At 61.8% G+C, this 16,924-nt stretch carries 20 protein-coding genes; 10 read left to right on the forward strand and 10 right to left on the reverse strand.

Annotation, left to right across the window (positions count from 1 at the left end):
* Window positions 1-191: 191 nt before the first annotated feature.
* The gene (rpaB, locus tag GG26_RS02150) at window positions 192-923 is read left to right on the forward strand and encodes a response regulator transcription factor RpaB (protein ID WP_011430241.1); all 732 of its coding nucleotides are present in this window, start codon (window positions 192-194) and stop codon (window positions 921-923) included.
* On the opposite strand, the gene GG26_RS02155 is transcribed toward rpaB, so the two are convergent.
* The 3 genes from GG26_RS02155 to GG26_RS02165 form a co-directional block, all read right to left on the reverse strand.
* A complete protein-coding gene (locus GG26_RS02155; RefSeq protein WP_011430240.1) occupies window positions 893-2,695 on the reverse strand; it encodes a tetratricopeptide repeat protein in 1,803 nt (600 codons plus the stop codon). The two genes, rpaB and GG26_RS02155, sit on opposite strands and share 31 nt — an antisense overlap.
* Before the next feature lie 169 nt (window positions 2,696-2,864).
* Window positions 2,865-3,065, reverse strand: a complete 201-nt coding sequence (locus tag GG26_RS02160; RefSeq protein ID WP_011430239.1) for a DUF2811 domain-containing protein — start codon at window positions 3,063-3,065, stop codon at window positions 2,865-2,867.
* 607 nt (window positions 3,066-3,672) lie between these two features.
* Entirely contained in the window at window positions 3,673-4,326 is a 654-nt protein-coding gene (locus GG26_RS02165; RefSeq protein WP_240527369.1) for a RibD family protein, read from the reverse strand.
* Window positions 4,327-4,437: 111 nt separating this feature from the next.
* Here GG26_RS02165 and GG26_RS02170 point away from each other — a divergent pair, with 111 nt between their 5' ends.
* From GG26_RS02170 to clpS, 3 genes are all read left to right on the forward strand, one after another.
* The gene (locus tag GG26_RS02170) at window positions 4,438-4,833 is read left to right on the forward strand and encodes a hypothetical protein (protein ID WP_099812140.1); all 396 of its coding nucleotides are present in this window, start codon (window positions 4,438-4,440) and stop codon (window positions 4,831-4,833) included.
* A 145-nt stretch (window positions 4,834-4,978) separates the two neighbouring features.
* Window positions 4,979-6,745, forward strand: coding sequence for a hypothetical protein (locus GG26_RS02175; protein ID WP_240527668.1), 1,767 nt, complete (start codon window positions 4,979-4,981; stop codon window positions 6,743-6,745).
* 203 nt (window positions 6,746-6,948) lie between these two features.
* Window positions 6,949-7,254, forward strand: coding sequence for an ATP-dependent Clp protease adapter ClpS (gene clpS / locus GG26_RS02180; protein WP_011430234.1), 306 nt, complete (start codon window positions 6,949-6,951; stop codon window positions 7,252-7,254).
* Here the strand turns inward: clpS and cobT are convergent.
* A complete protein-coding gene (gene cobT, locus GG26_RS02185) occupies window positions 7,203-8,330 on the reverse strand; it encodes a nicotinate mononucleotide-dependent phosphoribosyltransferase CobT (protein ID WP_099812141.1) in 1,128 nt (375 codons plus the stop codon). The genes clpS and cobT overlap by 52 nt on opposite strands.
* Before the next feature lie 151 nt (window positions 8,331-8,481).
* Here cobT and GG26_RS02190 point away from each other — a divergent pair, with 151 nt between their 5' ends.
* The 4 genes from GG26_RS02190 (at window position 8,482) to GG26_RS02205 (ending at window position 10,542) form a co-directional block, all read left to right on the forward strand.
* A complete protein-coding gene (locus tag GG26_RS02190) occupies window positions 8,482-8,805 on the forward strand; it encodes a DUF1825 family protein (protein ID WP_011430232.1) in 324 nt (107 codons plus the stop codon).
* Window positions 8,806-8,839: 34 nt separating this feature from the next.
* Window positions 8,840-9,289, forward strand: coding sequence for a Fur family transcriptional regulator (locus tag GG26_RS02195; protein ID WP_011430231.1), 450 nt, complete (start codon window positions 8,840-8,842; stop codon window positions 9,287-9,289).
* Window positions 9,286-9,789: an AbrB family transcriptional regulator gene (locus GG26_RS02200; protein WP_228375487.1), complete on the forward strand. Its 504-nt coding sequence runs from the start codon at window positions 9,286-9,288 to the stop codon at window positions 9,787-9,789. The genes GG26_RS02195 and GG26_RS02200 overlap by 4 nt, the downstream gene beginning before the upstream one ends.
* A 75-nt stretch (window positions 9,790-9,864) precedes the next feature.
* A complete protein-coding gene (locus tag GG26_RS02205; RefSeq protein ID WP_228375486.1) occupies window positions 9,865-10,542 on the forward strand; it encodes a chorismate pyruvate-lyase family protein in 678 nt (225 codons plus the stop codon).
* On the opposite strand, the gene GG26_RS02210 is transcribed toward GG26_RS02205, so the two are convergent.
* Complete coding sequence (locus GG26_RS02210; protein WP_099812143.1) at window positions 10,539-11,339, reverse strand: DnaJ domain-containing protein; 801 nt, start codon at window positions 11,337-11,339, stop codon at window positions 10,539-10,541. The genes GG26_RS02205 and GG26_RS02210 overlap by 4 nt on opposite strands.
* 306 nt (window positions 11,340-11,645) lie before the next feature.
* Between GG26_RS02210 and GG26_RS02215 the strand changes: the two genes are divergently transcribed.
* The gene (locus GG26_RS02215) at window positions 11,646-11,822 is read left to right on the forward strand and encodes a hypothetical protein (protein ID WP_414388679.1); all 177 of its coding nucleotides are present in this window, start codon (window positions 11,646-11,648) and stop codon (window positions 11,820-11,822) included.
* A gap of 3 nt (window positions 11,823-11,825) precedes the next feature.
* Here the strand turns inward: GG26_RS02215 and GG26_RS02220 are convergent, their stop codons facing one another.
* Together GG26_RS02220 and GG26_RS02225 are read right to left on the reverse strand one after the other, a co-directional pair.
* Complete coding sequence (locus GG26_RS02220; RefSeq protein ID WP_011430227.1) at window positions 11,826-12,137, reverse strand: hypothetical protein; 312 nt, start codon at window positions 12,135-12,137, stop codon at window positions 11,826-11,828.
* Between the two features lie 161 nt (window positions 12,138-12,298).
* Entirely contained in the window at window positions 12,299-12,586 is a 288-nt protein-coding gene (locus tag GG26_RS02225; protein ID WP_011430225.1) for a hypothetical protein, read from the reverse strand.
* A 319-nt stretch (window positions 12,587-12,905) separates the two neighbouring features.
* On the opposite strand from GG26_RS02225, the gene GG26_RS02230 reads away from it, so the two are divergent.
* Entirely contained in the window at window positions 12,906-13,148 is a 243-nt protein-coding gene (locus tag GG26_RS02230; RefSeq protein ID WP_041438297.1) for a hypothetical protein, read from the forward strand.
* A 16-nt stretch (window positions 13,149-13,164) separates the two neighbouring features.
* On the opposite strand, the gene GG26_RS02235 is transcribed toward GG26_RS02230, so the two are convergent.
* From GG26_RS02235 to GG26_RS02245, 3 genes are read right to left on the reverse strand one after another with little or no spacing between them, the layout of a single operon-like run.
* Window positions 13,165-14,379 (reverse strand): SLC13 family permease, encoded by a 1,215-nt coding sequence (locus GG26_RS02235; RefSeq protein WP_414388682.1) that lies wholly within the window; start codon window positions 14,377-14,379, stop codon window positions 13,165-13,167.
* Between the two features lie 21 nt (window positions 14,380-14,400).
* Entirely contained in the window at window positions 14,401-15,909 is a 1,509-nt protein-coding gene (locus GG26_RS02240; protein ID WP_099812145.1) for a UbiD family decarboxylase, read from the reverse strand.
* A 36-nt stretch (window positions 15,910-15,945) separates the two neighbouring features.
* The gene (locus tag GG26_RS02245; protein ID WP_099812146.1) at window positions 15,946-16,842 is read right to left on the reverse strand and encodes a carbohydrate ABC transporter permease; all 897 of its coding nucleotides are present in this window, start codon (window positions 16,840-16,842) and stop codon (window positions 15,946-15,948) included.
* Window positions 16,843-16,924 lie beyond the last annotated feature (82 nt).

Raw genomic sequence — 16,924 nt, forward strand, 5'->3', positions numbered from 1 at the left:
TTCTGAAGCTCCATCCTTGGGTTGCGGTTTCCGTTGCCGACAAACAAGGGTTTGGCAGCGTTGCAGCTCCCGGGGTGAGTCCACCCCTCCAGGAGGAGCCCCTGAGGAGGCTGCATCTGACCACCTCGAGTTCGCGCTCACCTCAATTTTTTCCAATCCTTTTCATTTACAAGTTTAGGAGTTGCAGCACCGTGGAAGCCCAGCGCAAAGAACGGATTCTCGTGGTCGATGATGAGGCCAGCATCCGCCGCATTTTGGAGACCCGCCTCTCGATGATCGGGTACGACGTGGTTACTGCTGCCGACGGAGAGGAGGCGCTGGAGGTTTTTCGCAAGCAGGATCCTGACCTGGTGGTGCTGGATGTGATGATGCCGAAGCTGGATGGCTACGGGGTCTGCCAGGAGTTGCGCAAAGAATCCGACATCCCGATCATCATGCTCACGGCGTTGGGGGACGTGGCCGACCGCATTACTGGCTTGGAACTGGGGGCAGACGACTACGTGGTTAAGCCGTTTTCGCCCAAAGAACTGGAGGCCCGCATTCGTTCGGTGCTGAGGCGGGTGGCGCGGTCGTCCCATGAAGGGATCCCCAGCTCAGGGGTAATTCAGGTGGGGGATCTTCGCATCGATACCAACAAGCGGCAGGTTTACAAGCGGGACGAGCGCATCCGCCTGACGGGGATGGAGTTTAGTTTGCTGGAGCTGCTGGTCAGCCGGTCGGGGGAGCCGTTTTCCCGCGCCGAGATTTTGCAAGAGGTGTGGGGCTACACGCCGGAGCGCCACGTGGATACGCGGGTGGTGGATGTCCACATCTCGCGGCTGCGGGCCAAGTTGGAGGATGACCCGAGCAACCCTGAGCTTATCCTGACAGCCCGCGGTACCGGCTATCTGTTTCAGCGCATCGTTCCAAAAGGCGAGGAGTAGGACGGGATCCCCCTTAGTAGCTCTTCCAGGGCTGCCCGCACCTGTTGCAGCACACCAACCCAGTTGCCGCGGGCTTCTTGGCGGAATAGGCGCATCACCCTGGGGTACCAGGGGCTGTCTTGCCGCTGCAGTAGCCAGCGCCAATCAGCGGCAAAGGGCAGCAGCACCCACACCGGCTTGCCCAGCGCCCCAGCCAGGTGGGCAACGGCAGTATCGACGCTAATTACCAGATCCAACTGGGCAACTGCCCTAGCAGTATCAACAAAATTCCGGAAACGGGATCCCAGCTCCACCACCTGGTGCTGCTTGAGAAGGGGTTCTACCTGGCTTAGATCTTCACCCACCTGCAGGCTAACCCACTGCACCTGGGGCAGATTCAGGTACTCGAGGAAGAGGTTAAGAGAACAGCTTTTTAACCTCTGCACCCGGCTGAGGGCGAGGTCGTCGCGGCGGCCACTGGCCCACACCAGCCCCACCTTTATCCCCCTCTGGGGAAGCTCTGGCCAATCTTCCGGCCAGGCGGAGCTCCCATCGGGACAAACCAGATAGGGGATGCGGTCGGGAATTGTCTCCAGCGTGGTGCCCAGGCGATGGGGCAGGCTAAGCAAGGGCAGGTGCCAGTCGAAGGGGGGCAGGGGATCCGTATCGGAAATGACCTGGACTTGAGGAAAGGAGGCTCGCAGCAACTCGACTAGGGAGTGAGGGCAGCGGAAATAGAGGGAGGCCTGCGGATGGGCGGCGGCCAAAAGGGGCAGGTAGCGCGCGAACTGAATTGTGTCTCCCAGCCCTTGTTCGGCGTAGACAAGCAGCGTCTGCCGGCCCAAGGGGGATCCCGTCCACAGGGGCAAAGGGAAGCAGGGGTAGGCCGCTCCCTGGCGCTGCAGCCGCCACTCGTACTCCTGCCACCCCTCCTCGTAGCGGCCCAGGGTGAGCAGGGCCGTGCCCAGGTTGTAGTGGATCTCCGGCCAGTCGGGGGCCAACTGCAGGCCGCGCCGATAGGCCTCGATAGCGGCCTCGAGTCGGTTTTGCTCTTGCAGGACGGTGCCCAGGTTGTTGTGGGGCTGCGCCTCCCCTGGCAGCAGCGGGATGGCCCGTAGCAGACAGTCGGCGGCCTCCTCCAGGCGATCTTGCAGGTGTAGGCAGTGGCCGAGGTTGACGAGGATCCGCCCCTCCTGCGGCGCCAGGACAAGAGCGCGGCGAAACCAGGCTTCGGCTTCTGCAAGCTGGTTGTCGAATAGGAGGGCATTGCCCAGAGCTGCCAGCGCATAAGCCTGAGGAGGTTGGGCCGCTGCCGCCTGTCGCAGCACTGCAATCGCCTGCTCCCGTTTCCCCAAAGCCAGCCAACAACTGCCCAACCGGAAGAGCAGTTGCCCGTCGTTAGGGGCAAAGGCCAGCCCCTGCTTGTAGGCGCGCGCCGCCTCCTCCGGGTTGCCCAGCAGCATCCAGGCATCGCCCAGCTCCTGCCAGGCCGGCACCCAATCTCTCCGTAGGTGCAGCGCCAGTTGCAAAGGGGTCAAAGCTTGGCGGGGATCCCCCATCTGCAGATAGAGGGATCCCAGCAACGCCTGGGCGGCGAACAGGTGGGGATGGGCCCGGGTAAGCTGCCGGCAGAGGTGCAGTGCTGTCTCCAGATCCCCTGCTTGTCGGTGGCGCTCGGCCAGCGCCAGGGTCGCCTCTGGGGAAGGGAAGGGGGATAGACCGGAGCCTCTTCCTAGGCCTTTTGGCCCAGCCGTCTGCCGGTCGCCCTTTCCTCGCCCAAAGCCCTGTGGCACGGTTTTTCCCTTGGTGGATCCCTTTTTTGCCCTTCCCGCCGGTATTCAGCAACAGCGGGACATCTCCCTACTCAGGTTAACAGTTCAGGTGAATAGGACGTTCTTGACAGAGCGTTCCTACCCCCCCGCTCCTGAATCGGGCCATCCTCGGCGCTTGCCTTGCGAGGGCTCAGTTGCGGCGAAACAGGCTGTCTAAGTAAATACGGGCAGCGCGCCGATCCGTGTCTCCGCTCTGGAGCAGGAATAACGAGAGCGCTGCCGTTACGACCCGATCTTGATCCCAATCGGGGTGACGAGAGAGGTAGTTTTTGAGGGTGTCGTGTAGCTCCTCGGGAATTTCGCTCAAAATGCTGACGGTGGGAGAATCCATAGCCCAACCACCTACTCGGGGTTAACAGGGAAACCAAGAAAACCTAAGGAGCCGGCCAAAACCGGGCCTGCCCAGAAGGGAAAAAACAAGCCAACCCAGCTCTCTAACTTGGGTACGCCGGGGGCCGCATCGGCCCCGCCAAAAGCAAGACAGTGTGTAGAAGTTTGCCCCTAGCCCGTCCGGCAGCGGCCAGAGGATACCAAACTGCCCCTTGGCCTTGTCTCAGGCAGGAGAAGGGATAGAGTTTTTGGGCAAAGGGTTCTTTGCCTCTGAGGAGAGCTGCCAGGAAAATCTCCCCCTCACCTCAGGTGCGGCTATTCTGCCCTCTGCCCCATGGGGGGTGTCAATCCTGGGCAGCGGCTCCAAGTTTGTTCAAGCCCGCCGCCGGCTTTGATGCCATCGGCAAAAACGGCGCGATCCCGTTGCGTTTCTCAAGGTGTATCCGTCTGAACTTTCCAGTTTGGACTTTTCCACAAAAACCCTCGCTGCCGTTTCCTGAGGTCACAGGCCTGTGGAAAACAGGCCTCCTCTCTGTGGAAAGTCTGGGGAAAACCTGTGGATTTCTGAGAAATCTAAATTTGTCCAAAAATTTTTCTCGCGAGCCCCCTCAGGGCCACTCGACCCGGTAGCGCAAAAACAGCTCCTTAGAGCCACGGTGGCACTCCAGCAGCTCCAGTTGGGGCGGGGATCCCTGCAGCTGCCAGCCCTCGATGCTGGCGGGCGCATCGGCATACCCACTCAGCAGCACCGGCGCCAGGGTCACCCACAGCTCATCCAAGGCCCCTGCCTGCAAAAACGCCCCCAAAAGCCGGCCCCCGCCCAGCAACCCCACCCGTTCGATGCCCAAACTGCGCAGGCGCGCCAGCCGTGCCGGCAGATCCCAATCGGCAGCCACCCAGATCTCTTCAAAGCCGGTTCGGTTCTGCCAAAGCCGGGATCCCTGGGGAGTTGTCCACAGCCAGCGGGTGAGGGGCTGGCGAAAAAACGGCAAATCCTCAGGAATCTCCCCGCTGCCGGAGCAGATGATCGTCAGGGGCTGAGGGGAGAGGCCCTGCTGGAGTCGGCGTTGGATGAGCTCGGGATCCCGGATGCGCAGGCTGGTGCCGTAGGCCCGCAGCGTGGCCGCCCCCATGATCAAAGCCTGTTGCCGGGCAGCTTGGGTTTCCAGGTGCTGGTGGTCTTCGGCGCTGGCGAAGTGGGGCCTTTGCCCGCGGTGGGTGGCGATCCTGCCGTCCAGACTCTGGGCCAGGATGGCAACCACGTGAGGACGAGCTGTTTTCAAAGGCAACTCTCGAACAATTGGCCAGAATGGAGTTAGAAGTTGTCGCCCCGGCTGCCGCTTCGGTTCTGGGGTCGCCTCAGCCGGATAAGTATGCTCGGGACATTCCAATCTTCCACCATCCGCATCGAGGTCGAGGCCAGTTCCTCGACCTTGCAGCGCTGCTTGACCGAGGTGGGGCTGTTGCAGCAGTGGCTCTGGCCGCAGCAGTTGCAGGGATCCCTGCCCGCTAGGCTGGAGCTGGGCAGCACCTTTGCCGTCCAGTGGGGCCCCGTCTCGATCACGCACCAGGTGGAAACCCTGCTGCCGAAACGGCTACGCCTACTAATGTGGGGCGGAGCCGATGGCTACTGCGACTGGATGTGGGGCAACGGCTGGGTACAGCTCCGGGTTGAGGCCGTCTCCCTCCTGCCCCTTGGACTGGGGCAGTTGCTGCTCCTGAGGCAGTTGCAACAGTTTGCCCGACGCCAAGAACAACAGCCCTCCTGAGCAGGAATTAACCAAAGCGGGCGCTGCAATAAAATCCGTGGATCCGCGGTTTATCGAGCTAACTTGTAGGTTTAAATCTCCCTTCCTCAAGGGTTTTCTGCTACGAGGGATGTACTAGATTTACTAGTCACAGCGAAGGAGCCCGATGAACCCTCCCCTAGCTGCAGCCGACCAGGAAAAGTTTGAGATCCGTTTGGGGGAAGCCCTCAACAAAGCGGGGTTGCTCACCCCCGCCCAGTTGGCTCAGGCCATGTGGGAAAAGGCGGATAACCCCTTGATGTTGGGGGAGCTGTGCATGCAGCACGGCTGGGTTGCCCCGCAAGATCTCTATCCCTTTATCCCGGTCGAGTTGGTGCGCATCGGCGAGATCCTGGTGCTGCATGGGTATCTGGAACTGGAGCACGTGTATCAAGCTTTGCTTCAGCAAAAGCACCACCCCGAGCGCAAGTTGGGGCAGATCCTGGTGCAGCAGGGCTGGGTGCAGCCCCACTGGTTGGAGTGGGCCCTCGACAAGCAGCAGCAGCTCCGGCGACGGCGAGGAGCTGCCAACAGTTGGGAAGTGATGCTGGAGCAGTGGTCCACCATTCCGGATCAGCCCCCCCTCTACGCTTCGCCGCTGCAGGTGGCGCAGCAAGTTCACAAAGCTACCGCGCAATACCAAGCCCAACTGGAGCGCTACCAAGAGCAGGTTGCCGCCCTAGAAGCGCAACTGGAGCGGGAGCGACAGCAGCTCGTTGAGTCTCAATCCCGCCAGCAGCAGCAGCAACAGCGCATTGCCGAGTTGGAAGCCCAACTGGCGGCTCAAATCCAGCAGGGATCCGAGCAACACAGGGCTGCCCAGCAGCGCATTCAGGAGTTGGAGGAGCAGCTCCGAGCGCAGCAAGATCGGGGATCCGCGCAAGTCCAGGCACTGGCCGAGCAGTTGCAAGCTGCCCAGGCCGAGCTGGAGACCCTGCGGCGCCACTGCCACGAGCTGACGGAATGGCAATCTCAGGCCAAGCTCAAGCTGCAAGAGTTGGGATCCCGGCTGCAGCAGCATCAGCAAGCTGAGGCTCAACTGCGCCAGGCTCTTGAGCACAAGGAAGCCGAATTGGCCGCTCTCAGCCAATCGCTGCAGGAGCAGCAGCACCAGCTTCAAGTGGCCCAATCGACGAAGGCCCGCCTCATTGCCGACCTGGCCCACGCCCGCCAAGAAGCCAGCCAGACCATCCACCGGCTGCGGGGGGAACTTCAGGAAGCCCAGACCCAACTCCAGGTAACTCAAGAACGCCTGCAGGAAGTCCAAGCCCAACTGCAAGCCACCCAAAGCCATCTGCAGTCCACCGAAGCCCAGCTCCAACAGGCCCGAGAGCAGGTGCGCCAGCTCCAGGCCCAAGTGCAGGCCAACCGGACGCCGTCGCCTGCCCCGGCTACCCAAACTGCGAGCGTGGCCGAATCGACCGCAGATGCCGAGCTGCCGCCTCAGGAGTATTTGGGAGAAGAAGATCTGGAAGCGCTGCAGCGGGCCAACCCTTGGGTGCGGCGGATCTTGACCCAGTTGCGCGCAGCCGGTCTCCTCGACAACGCCGGCATCGAAACCGTCCTCCACGCCTGGGAAACAGAGGGCGGCACTTTCACAGACGTGCTGACCCACCACAGCGGCCTCAAGCCGGAGACAGTCAAGTTTTTCAGCGAAGACGGCTACTCTGTCTACCTGGCAGGCGGACGGCACGTGGCCGACTACCTTAAGGCTTCGGGGCTGGTCAGCGCCGCGCAAATCCAGCAGATCCAAGAGCACCTACCCCCTGGGGGATCCCTCTGCCAGGCGCTTGTCGAAGCCGGGATCCTGTCGCAAGCCACCGCCCTCTATTTTGAGCGCCACTTCGGTGGCAAAAAGCCCCGTCGCTCCCTGCGGCAAGAGCTGATGTTGTGAGAGCGGATCGGGGATCCGCACCTCTTTCCCATCTCTTGCACCGGCAAGGGATCCAAAGGCAAATACGGGCTGCCGGCAGACCCCATGCGTCCACTGGAGACTAGGAACTAGAATGGACTCAGAATCAACAGCGACCGATTTTTGGCTGTTGAGAAAGTTGAATGTGACCTAGGTATCCAGATGTTGTCCTGAGTTCTGCTGCTATGACCACGGAAGCTCCCACTCGACCTGCTCAGCAGTCGTCTCCGTCGAGAACCCGGGTTCGCCAGCCCTACCCCCACTTCAAGGTGATCGTCTTGGATGACGATTTCAACACCTTTCAGCATGTTACCGAATGCTTGCTCAAGTACATCCCCGGCATGACCCTGCCCCTGGCACGGCAACTGACCGTGCAGGTGGATGCCGAAGGGCAGGCGGTGGTTTGGGTCGGCCCGCAAGAGCAAGCAGAGCTCTACCATCAACAGTTGCTGCGGGAGGGCCTGACGATGGCCCCCCTGGAGCCGGCCTGAAGCACGAGCTGCTCGTAGCTGCGCTCAACGGCGGCCAGTAGCTCTGCCTGGCCCCAGCCGGCATAGAGGCTGCTGACAATGGCCAGCCCACCCGCCCCCACCCCTTCCTTGACATAGCCCCGCTCGTAGGCCCGGAGGGGGGCATAGCGGCTTTGGGCAAAGCTGAGTTGGGTGGCCAAAAGGGGAACCTCGCCCAGCAGCTCCGCCAAACCCACCGTATTGCCCGAGGGATCCTCGGCCACCCAGCGGGTGGTACCTATGGCTACATTCTCCGGGGGCCAGGGGATCCCTTGCTCTTCCCCCCAGCGCCGCATCAGGGCCAGCACCGCCAGCATTTGGGTGCCGCCCGCCAGCAGCACCGGCCCCCGCTGGGCTGCCGCCATCGCCAGCCCGGCTACAAAAGGCTGCATCGGATCCCCCACAGCGGCCACCACCTCTGGGGCGGTAGCCCTGGCGGGAAGTCTGGCCAATCCCTGCCGGGCCAAGGCCAGCTTTTGGGCGTGGTTACAGACCGGGTGGCTGCTGTTGACCATGCCCTCTGCTTGCCAGCCCAGCCCCAACAACACTGCCAGCGCCGTGGTGGTGCCTCCCGCCACACATTCTCCGATGACGCAGTAGCTCGACTCCAGCCGGGATCCCCGCTCATACCCCTTCTGCCACAGGGATCCCACCTGCTCCAAAGACAGAGCCTGCCCTGTGCTCAAGCAGCGGGCTATTCCCCTGGCGCTGACCGTTTCTGCCCCCGGCAGAGGCTCCGGCAAACCACAGTCGAACACGCGACAGGGGATCCCCAACTCCCTCAGGACGGCGCGGCTGATCACCACCGGTGAAGGATAGCCATCGGGAGAGGTGGGCAGGCGGTGAGAATAGTCCCCCAGCAACACCTCTCCATCGGCAAGGGCCGTGTAGCGCCGCAAGGAGGGCGTGGCGCCGGCAGCCGAGATGCCGGGAATAAGGGCCGTTTCCGTAAACCCCAGGCAGGCCAAAAACAGCGGTCGGGATCCCTGCACCCGTTGGCACCACTGCTGGGCCAAAGACGGCTGCGTATAAGCCTTCACACCAGGAAAGGGGAACATAAGCGGGGCAGACAGGTCAAAACTCCATTCTCCACCCAAGCGAAGGACGGGATCCCGTACTGGCCGGAAAACGGCAGGGACTGCGACCCCCCAACCCGATCGGATAGGATGGGTATACCCAATGCAGTTTATTTAGGGCAGACGAAAGGCCATGAGCTTCTTCGACTCGGAGATCGTTCAAGAAGAAGCCAAGCAGCTGTTTCAGGACTTCCAAAACCTGATGCGACTTGGCGAGCGCTACGGCCAATTCGACCGGGAAGGCAAAAAAATCTTCATCGAGCGAATGGAAGAATTGCTGGAGCGGCAGCGCATTTTCATGAAGCGGCTGGAGCTCTCCGACGACTTTATGGCTCAGATGACCATCAAACAACTGCAAACCCAGCTTGGGGGGTTTGGGCTCACCCTCAGCCAAATGTTCGACCAAATGCACCAAACCCTAGAGCGCATGAAAGCCGAGGCCGACGCCGAGCGCTAACCTTGCTGGTGACCCCTCAGAACGAAAAGGGATCATGTCCTCCTCCCGCCAGACCCGCAGCCAAAAACTGATCCTGGAAGTCTTGAAGCAGAGCTTGCGGCCCCTCTCGGCCCAAGAGATCTTCCTGGAGTTGCGCAATGCCAACCATAGCGTTGGCTTGGCCACGGTCTACCGGGCTTTGGAGGCTCTGCGCAACGAGGGCAAGCTGCAAGCGGTCAACTTGGGAGATCAGCAGACCTACTATCAGGTTTTGCCCAGCAACGGCCACAACCGCCATCACCTCATTTGCACCGAATGTCGGCGGGTGGTGCCTCTGCCGGATTGCCCAGTGGGAGACCTGGAGGAGCAGCTTGCCAGCCGCTACCAATTTGTCATCGAGTACCATGTGCTTGACTTCTACGGCATCTGCGCCGAATGCCGTGGGGAGAGCAGCTCCAACCCTGGCTCACAGCGATCCTCTTGCCTTGAGGCCAAACCGCAATGATGAACTATCTCTGGACGCTGTTAATCGGATTGGCGGGCGCCCTGATTGCAGTCAAGCTGAGGCTGCCGGCAGGAGCTTTGGTGGGTTCGATGGTAGCAGTGGGTTTGGTCAATGTTTGGGGAGCGATCCCGATCCCCACTCCCCCAGCCGGGATCCGCTTTGTCATGCAGGTGGTGCTGGGCATTCTTTTGGGCAGCAAGCTCACCGCCGATACGCTGTTGGCCTTGAAAGATCTGTGGCGACCGGCCCTGCTCTGTACGGTGATTGCGGTGGGCACGGGAGTTTTGTCGGGGTACTTGATCTCCCGTTGGCTGGGGATCGAGCGCCTGACCGCCATCTTGGGCACCGCTCCGGGAGGCATTTCGGACATGAGCCTGATAGCCCTGGACATGGGGGCGCAAGCCAGCACGGTGGTGGTCATGCACCTGGCCCGCCTGATCAGCGTCATCGTGGTCGTCCCCTGGCTGGTACGGCTGCTGATCCAGCCGGGCACCAGCTAGGAACATCCCTAGAGCAGAGACATGGGGTGGGCTAGACTAAGGAGCGATACAGAACTTAACAACTCAACCTCCGCCTTGGAACTTTTCCCTTCTTCACTCACCTCCCATGGCGACGCTGCGGGATCCCCTTGGAGCGCTGCCCTCTGTTCTAACGTCTCCTCTGGCCAAGGCGATTGGTGGCCCCTGCAACTGTATTGGCAGGGGGAGGCAGATCCGCTACAGCCTGAGTTGGTGCAGGTGGATCCTGTGTTGCGCTTGCTGCTTTTGGGGGATGGCTTGACCACCCGCACTCTGGCTGCCTTGACCCAAGAGCCGATTCAGGCCCATCTGCTCGACACGGGCCGGGTCGAGCTGCTGGCAGAGCAGAGCGCCGCCCCCCAGTCCATGCAACGGCTGACCAAGGATCTGGCGCGGCTGGGATCCCCCTTGCTGCGGCGGCGGGTTTGGCTGTGTGGAGCAACCTCTCAGCAGCCCTTGCTCTATGCCACCTCTTGGTGGAACTCCGACCATCTGGCCCAATACTTGCCCCATCCCGATTTGCCCATTGGCCAAAATCTGATCCAAGAAAAACTGGAGACCTTTCGCGAAGTGCGTCGCCTCTACTATGGCGAAGCCGAGCCAGTTGCCCGGCTGCTCAACTGTCGCGGCCCTTTTTGGGCTAGGCATTATCTTTTGCTGCACCGAGGCCAGCCTTTGACTGTTATTTACGAAGTTTTTTCTTCCCGCCTACAGGCCAGGGTCTTGTCGGGCTAGGGCGACATCCAGCGGCGCACGGCTGCGGTGACTGCGGCTGCCACACCCGGATCCGACTGGGCGCTGGCAGAGATGCGGTGATAGTCCTCTGGGGTCAGTTGATGGGCGGCGATGATCTTGGCGGCTGCGGTTTCAAACTGTTGTTCAATTTGCCGACGTTCCTCGCTGCCCTTGGCCTGCTGCAGGCGAGTTTGGGTGGCCGCCAGAAGGGGCTGCACCGCCAGCAGAGCGCGGGCGAAGCGGTCGACCTGCTCTGGGGAAGGCTTCAAGAAGTCTTCAGAAGGGGCGGCTGGGGCCGAGATCCTCCTTTCCGAGGCGTTGCCCGTCTCGGATGTCTGGGGGACGGTGGCCAGGGAGGGATCCGCGTTGCCGGACAACTGAGGGGCGCCAACAACAGCCGTTTTGCCGGCCACATCCAAACCTTGGGCCGGGATGCGAGCATTCCAAAGGGCCAAGCTTGCCAAACAGAGAGCAGCTCCGCTCAAGACAGCGCTCAAGAGGGCCAGCCAACCGGCAGGGGCCACGGTCGGCTGCGGCACCGGCAAAGGAGAAGGCTGGAGGCTGAGATCGTAGGCCCGGCGCTGCCGGCTGTCGCTGAGGACGCGGTAGGCCTGTTGGAGCTGAAGAAACTCTCGCTGGGCCAATTGCCGCAACCCCTCGGGGAGATCGGCAGGCAGACGATCCGGATGAATCTCGCGCACCCGCCGGCGGTAGACGGCTTTGATCTCCTCCAGGCTGGCTTGGGGAGAAAGCCCCAACTGTTGGTAGTAGGTGGGGAAAACAGACGGAGTAGACATGGAAGACTCAGCTAGAAAACCATCGCCTCGGCAAGTGGGGATCCCTCTCTGTCGCCCAGCATATCCTCCCCGTTTCGGGAAAGCTGCTGGCCCATGCGTGGGGGCTTGCGGACAGGCTTTCCAGGGATGATTCTGGGATCCAGAACAACTTTCTCAAGGGATCCCTGTTTAGAAGCCCCAGAAGCGAGGGGATATGGTCTCAGAGCGCCCACCCTGGCAGCAGCGGCATCGACCGGAGCGGCGGCTGAGCAGGTGCAGCGGCAGACCCACCCGCCTGGCGCGGGATCTCCTCACCGGCTGGAGCTGATGCCGCGCCATACCCGACGCGATTGCGATGGGGATCGGGTAGAGGTGGGCCCACAGTTGAACATCTGGGCGGGCGTTTGCAAGTACGAGCTGAAGAACTTGCACGATCCGGAGTTGCAATGGCTGGCCGCCGAGCTGGGCTGCTGGCTGCAGGTTTCGGTCGAGGAGAAGGTATAGCGGTTAATCCAAGTAGGCGCTCAGCTCCTGCTCCAGGGTGGGCAACTGCACCTCTCCTCGTTCCAGCTCCTCTAGGTCTTGCAGTTGCCTGCGCAGGCGGGCAATCCGCTCTCGTAGATACTCTTTGATGCCCTTGGGCCCCAGGCTGAGGCAACTGCGGCAGATCTCGCCGTAGATTTGGCCGCGGTCGTTATAGACCACCGCCAGCAACACCTGCTGCCCCTTTTTTGGGATAGGGGCGGCCCATCCACCGCAGACGATGCAGGGCACCCGGCCATTGCCCCCGTAAATGCTGCGTTCCCAGACAACTCTCACGCGCGGCCTCACTGCAACTTTCGCCCACCAGCATAAAAACTCAGGGGGATCCCTTGCCACCCCGGAGCGCTCGCCAACTCCCCTCTCCCTTTGGGAGAGGGGTCGGGGGTGAGGGCTGGGAGAGGGGCCGGGGGTGAGGGTTGAAAAGGGATCCCTAAAGTCTAGGTGCCAGGCGAGGTGGGCCGAGAGCGATCGATGGTGCGATAGGTGAGGCTGGCCGCTACCTCCAGAGCTTTGGCGGCGTCGCGGAAGTAAAATCCCAGCTCCTCATCCTTTTCGGTGCGGTTGGGTTTATTGAACTTGGCCTTGAACTGCACATTGCAATACATGGCCAACCCCACCAAAACCTCCGACAAACCGTGCTGGTTGATCAGCCGCTCCACATCTGTAAGCAGGCTTTTGATTAGGGCATCGGCTACCGGTTCTGGCAAACTGTCCAGGTCGTGCATCGGGTTTCCTCAGCAAACGAGATGGAGAGCCGGTGGGTCTGGGATCCCGGCTCAACTTCTCCTGATTTTCCTGCATCTTTTTGGGAATGCCCAATCCTGTCGCTAACGCTGCTGCCCCTGCCGGAGCCCCAGGGTAACAACTGGAGGGCTCCCTGGCCGCCTGCTCCAGGCGACGGGCAAGCTCTTTGGAGCCGGGATGCCGCACGCGGTTCAGGTGAAGCAAATACGCGTACGGCGCATCTGTTTTTGGAGCTTCCCCGCAAGGGACAATGCGAAAATAGGCCAAGCGCAGCGTAGAGTCCAGGTTTGGAGTGGAGCCATGCCGGTAGCTTCTGAATATGCCTTTCCCTTCGAGCACCACCAGAAGTTTTCCCTGGATAACCCCACCATCTCTAGCCCCGGCGTTTCCAAACGGGAATACGTGGCCAGCAGGGTGTTGCAGGGCATGCTCAGCAATCCCCAAACTGCCATTGGCAATCTCTCGCCTGAGCAGCGACAGGCTTTGGTCTACACGGCAGTGTTGTTGGCAGATGAGCTTTTGGCCGCCCTTAGTGCCCAGTGAGGGCTCCCGGCAAGGCTCAGGGCTGACCCAGCCACAGACCGCTAAACCCAAGGGTAAGCAGCGTCAGGGGCAGGCCAAAGCGGAGATGTTCCCCGAACGTTAACACATACCCCTTTCTAGCTGCCGCTTCGACGGTAATTAAATTGGCCACTGCCCCAAACAGAGTCAAGTTACCGGCCAGCGTAGAGCCGGCAGACAGCAACAGCCAGGCCGTCTTTCCCTGCAGCGGGAGCAGCGACTGCAGCAGCAGCACCGCCGGCACGTTGGAGATGAGGTTGGACAAGAGGGCGACAGCGGCCAGCAGCGCCAACGGGGATCCCGCCACCTGCTCCGCCCAGGGCCCCAGACTCGTTCCCCAGCCGGCCAGCAGCTCTCGGGTTGCCCGTGTCAGGATAAACAGCCCGGAGAACATCACCAGCAAGTTCCAGTCCACCTGCCCCAAAAACCGCTCCGGCTTCAGCCGGCGGGTAATCAGCAGCAAGGCCGCCGCCACCAGGGCCGACTCCGCTAGGGGCAGGCCGGCCACAAAGGCCCCAAACAGGCCCGCTGTAATGGCCACGCTCTTGCGCAACAGGGGGGGATAGAGGCGCAGCGGCGTCCAAGGCACCTGGGCGAAGGGCTGCAGCGAGCGCACCTCGGGGTAGTAGAGCCACAGCAGCCCCACCTCCAACAGCAGCCCCACCACGGCAATCGGGGTCATCTGGGCGGCAAACTCCAGGTAGCCGATCCCGGAGAAGGAGCCGATGAGGATGTTCTGCGGGTTGCCGCTCAGGGTGGCTACAGACCCTAGGTTGGTGGCCGCCGCCAAGCCCAAGAGGTAAGGAATAGGGTTCAGCCCCAGCACGGCTGTCACCTGCAACGTGAGGGGGGTAAACACCAGTGCCAGGGTATCGTTGAGGAGAAAGGCCGAGAGCAGCCCGCTGCCGAACACCAGCATGAGCAAAAGGCCAAAGGGACTGCGGCTAACCCGAATCAGGCCCAGCAAAGCTAGCTGGAAGGCGCCGCCCTGGGACAAGCTGGCGTTCACCACCATCATGCTGAGGAGAAAGACAATCGTGGTCGCGTCGATGGCTGCCCAAGCCTCCAGCAGCGCCACTGTTCCTAGGGCAATCAGCAAAGCGGATCCCGCCAGGGCAATCGTGGCCCGGTTCATGCGCAGCCTGGGCAGGGATCCCAGCCCGAGCCCGACATAGCTCAGGAGCAGCACCAGCCAAGACAGCGCTTGTTGCACCTGCCAGCCTCTTAGCCACCCCTAGAACTCGTAGCCAAATAGGCGCGGATCCGCCGGCTGCAAGTCCAGATCCGCCAGGCCGTATTCCGCCCAGCGGCGATCCACCAGACGGGCCACTTGCGGATCCGGGGCAAGCGGTTGCCGCCAGGGGGTGTCGGTTTCCGGGGGGATCTTGGTGGTGGCATCGATCCCCATCTTGCCCCCCAGACCCCGTTTTTCGGTGGCAAAGTCCAGGGCGTCAAAGGGGTTGTCCGGCAGAATAAACACATCCCGCTGCGGATCCACCCGCGAACACAGGCACCAGAGCACCTGCCGCGGATCCCGCACATTGATGTCCTTGTCCACCACGATGACGAACTTGGTGTAGCTAAACTGGGGCAAGGCGCTCCAAAAAGCCAGGGCCGCCCGCCGCGCCTGGCCGGGATAGGCCTTGTCGATGGACAGAATCGCCACCTTGTAGCCCAAGCCCTCCATGGGCAAAAAGAAATCCACGATCTCCGGCACCTGCTGCCGCAGAATGGGGGTGTAAATGCGGTTCAGGGCCAGCGCCATCATGTCGTTTTCTTTGGGAGGCTTGCCGCTGAAGGTGGTGAGGTAGATGGGATCGCGGCGGTGGGTGAGGCAGTGGAAGCGGATGAGCGGAGCTTGCTCGTTGCGAGGGCCGTAGTAGCCGATGTGATCCCCGGCAGGGCCGTCGGGGGCCACCTCCCCTGGCGTGATGGTGCCCTCCAGAACAATCTCGGCGTGGGCCGGCACCTCCAGATCCACCGTCTTGCAGCGGGCCAGGTGTAACCCTTCGCCGGCGTAGAGGCCGGCAAACAGCCACTCCGACAGATCCACCGGCAGGGGCGTAGCCGCCGCCAGGATCACGGCGGGATCCACCCCGATGGCCACTGCCACTTCCAGCTTCCGGCCCAGGGCCGCCGCCTTGCGCAAATGCCGGGTGGCCCCCCGCACCGACAGCCACTGCACCGTCATCGTGTTGCGGCTCTGGAGCTGCAGGCGGTACACCCCCACATTGGGAATGCCATTTTCCGGGTCTTTGGTAACCATCAGCCCCAAGGTCAGCACCCGCCCGGCATCGCCGGGATAGACCCGCAGCAGGGGCAGTTGGGTGAGATCCACCGCCTCACCCAGCAGCACCACCTGCTGACAGGGGGGGAAGAGATCCCGGCTGGGTCGAGCTTGGAAGACTCGGAACAGCGCCTGCCCCAGCTCCAGGGCCTGGGCAAAATTTTTGGGCGGGCGCGGCTGGTAGAGCAAGGCCAGTTTTTTCCCCAGCTCCTCCAGCTCCCGCGGCTGCTCCATCCCCAGCGCCCAGCAGATGCGCTCCACCGTGCCCAAAACGTTGATCAGCAGGGGCATCGAGGATCCCTTCACCCGCTCAAACAGCAGCGCCGGCCCCCCGCAGGCCAAGAGGCGATCGGCGATCTCGGCAATTTCCAGGTCGGGATCTACTTCTGCTGAAATGCGGCGAAGCTGGCCACGGGACTCCAGCAGGGCGATGAAACGGCGCAGATCTCTGGGCATGAAGGGAGCACTCGCGGGGATGAGGATCTCGCTAACTTACTTGTCGCGGCTGAGGGCCAGGCCGCTCATGAAAGGCTTTTGCAGGGCAATGAACACCACCAGCGGCGGAATACTGGCGATGATCGCCCCCAGCATCATGGGGCCATAGGAGGCGGAACTATCCAGGTTGAGCAGGGATTGCAGCCCCACCTGCACCACCTGCCGCTCCCGGCCTTGCACGATCAAGCGGGGCCACAGGTACATATTCCAAGCGTAGACGAAGTGAATCACCGCCTGGGCTCCGATGGCGTTCCAGCTCAGGGGGATCAGCACCTGGGTGAGAAACTGCAGCGGGTTGGCCCCGTCCAGTTGAGCCGCCTCCGCCAGCTCGCGGGGGATGTTGGAAAAATGTTGGCGAAACAAAAACGTCGAGGTGGCGCTGGCCAGAAAGGGCACGATCAGGGCGTAGTAGGTGGATCCCCAGCCCAGGTTGGTGACCAGCCGCAGCAGAGCGATGATCAGAATTTCTGTGGGCATCATCAGGGTAATGAGCACAAAGCCGAAGGCCAGCCCCTTGCCCGGAAAGCGAAAGTAGACAAAGGCCAGCCCCGCCAATAGTGACAAAACCGTTTTGCCCACCGTGATGGCCGTGGCCACGATGGCGCTGTTGACCATGTAATGGCCTAGGTGACGCGCCACCATCACCTGCTGCCAGTTAAAGGCCAACGAGGAGCCAAAGGTCAATTGATAGCGAAATACCTCGGCATTGTTTTGGGTGCTCACGATCAGCGCATACAGCACCGGAAACCCCAGCGCCAAACAGGCCAGCCACAGGCCTAGGTGAACATACCAGCGCTCCGGGATCCAGCGCCGCCAGGACAAGGGAGAAGCCTTTTGGCGCACGGGGCTGGGCTGGGCGGCTAGCGACTGCGGATCCTGCAACAGTTGAGCCATGACACCTCCAGGCAGGGGACGCTTTTGCCCTCTCTGTTGAGGATAATTCGTCAGGGTTAACCCCAGGCTAAAAAGGCCGATC

This window comes from Synechococcus sp. 'PEA 65AY6A-5F PE A' (genome assembly GCF_047462575.1).
Taxonomy (GTDB): Bacteria; Cyanobacteriota; Cyanobacteriia; order Thermostichales; family Thermostichaceae; genus Thermostichus.